The sequence below is a fragment of the Stenotrophomonas sp. HMWF023 genome (genome assembly GCF_003060985.1).
GTDB classification, from domain to species: Bacteria; Pseudomonadota; Gammaproteobacteria; order Xanthomonadales; family Xanthomonadaceae; genus Stenotrophomonas; species Stenotrophomonas lactitubi.
In genome coordinates this window covers 1-1,561 of the sequence record NZ_QAIJ01000335.1, presented here as the reverse complement: position 1 = coordinate 1,561, position 1,561 = coordinate 1, and the positions used below count along the sequence as shown (strand labels likewise).

Annotated in this window: 2 protein-coding genes; both read right to left on the bottom strand. The window is 63.2% G+C overall.

All coding sequences use genetic code 11. The features are described 5' to 3' along the window. Positions 1 to 244: 244 nt before the first annotated feature. Positions 245 to 382, bottom strand: coding sequence for an entericidin A/B family lipoprotein (locus tag DBR20_RS20490; RefSeq protein ID WP_019661832.1), 138 nt, complete (start codon positions 380 to 382; stop codon positions 245 to 247). Positions 383 to 545: 163 nt separating this feature from the next. Further along, entirely contained in the window at positions 546 to 1,466 is a 921-nt protein-coding gene (gene rocF, locus DBR20_RS20485; protein WP_089241432.1) for an arginase, read from the bottom strand. Positions 1,467 to 1,561: the final 95 nt, after the last annotated feature.

Genomic DNA, 1,561 nt, shown 5'->3' with positions numbered 1-1,561 from the left:
GACCACTTGCCGGAAATGATGTCTTTGTTCATTGCTGAGGCTTCCTTGGAATGCAACGGCGTTGTTACCGTGCATGCAGCTTCCCGCAATGGCTGTTGAAGCACGGTCAACCGACCATGAAAACGCTGCTCACCTGCTTGAATGGTTCACTACGCATCCACACGCGGCGTCCACTTCCAGCAATCGCGCATGAAAAAAGGCCGGGAAGATCCCGGCCTTTTCCGTACTGCGCACCACCTCAGGCTCAGTTGCCCTTGGCAGCATCCTCAACCTTCTCACCAGCCTTCTGCACGTCCTTGCCGGCACCGGCAACGGTGTTGCAACCGGCCAGCAGGGCCACCGAGAACATCGACAACAGCATCAGGGCAACTACGCGCTTCATGGGCTTCTCCTTGGGTTTGCCGCTACACCGCTCAATCACGGGGTTCGGTATTGATCGGGGCGGCAGGCTGGTTGAAGCCAACACTGCCGCGTGAGGTGCAATCTGGCGGCAGGGGCGTGGAGCGCGTGTGAACGGTTCGTCCAACCGTTCAGGCTGGACCCTCTCAGTCTCGCATCAGGGTCGATTTTCCGAACAGGCTTTCCACCAGATCCACGGCCAGTTCGGCGGTGCTGTTGTGGTTGTCCAGCAGCGGATTGAGTTCGACGATATCCAGCGACCCCATGCGCCCACTGTCGGCGATCATCTCCATCACCAGCTGCGCTTCGCGGTAATTCACCCCGCCCGGCACGGTGGTGCCAACACCCGGGGCGATGCTCGGGTCGAGGAAATCGACATCGAAGCTGACGTGCAGGTGGGTGTTCTCATCGATACCGGCCAGCGCCGCTTCCACGGTGCGCTTCATGCCGTTCTCGTCGATGTAGCGCATGTCGTAGACATCGACCTTGTGGGTCTTGATCAGGCGCTTCTCTTCCGGGTCCACCGAACGGATGCCGATCTGGTGCATCTGCGAGGGCTTGATGGCCGGCGAGGTGCCGCCCAGCTTGGTCAGCGCATCCGGGCCGAGGCCGCACAGGCAGGCCACCGGCATGCCGTGGATGTTGCCCGACGGCGTCACATCACTGGTGTTGAAATCCGAGTGCGCATCCAGCCACAGCACGCGCAGGTCCTTGCCCTGCTCGCGGCACCAGCGCGCGACTGCAGTGATCGAACCAATGCCCAGGCAGTGGTCGCCACCGAGCATGATCGGCATGCGCCCGGCCTGCAGCTCTGCATAGCTGGCTTCCATCAGCGCGTGGTTCCACGCCACCACTTCGTCCAGGTGACGGTAGCCCTGCACCGGCGCGGTCCACGGGTTGCGTGGGCCGTCCAGGTTGCCGAGGTCGCGCACGTCCACGCCCCGCGCTTCCAGTGCTTCAGGCAGGCCAGCCACGCGCAGGGCTTCCGGCCCCAGCCGGGCGCCGCGATGGCCCGCCCCGATGTCGGTGGGGACGCCGATCAGGGTAACGGCGGGATGATGGGCCATGGGTGCCTCCTGCGAACGAAAAAGAAGCACAGTCTAGCCAGACACATGTGACACCACTCGCGGCGGTGCAGCAGGACCACCCACGGGTAGTGCCG

Coding starts and splice junctions, on each gene's coding strand:
- DBR20_RS20490 (WP_019661832.1), bottom strand. CDS start 382: ATGAAGCGCGTAGTTGCCCTGATGCTGTTGTCGATGTTCTCGGTGGCC.
- rocF (WP_089241432.1), bottom strand. CDS start 1,466: ATGGCCCATCATCCCGCCGTTACCCTGATCGGCGTCCCCACCGACATC.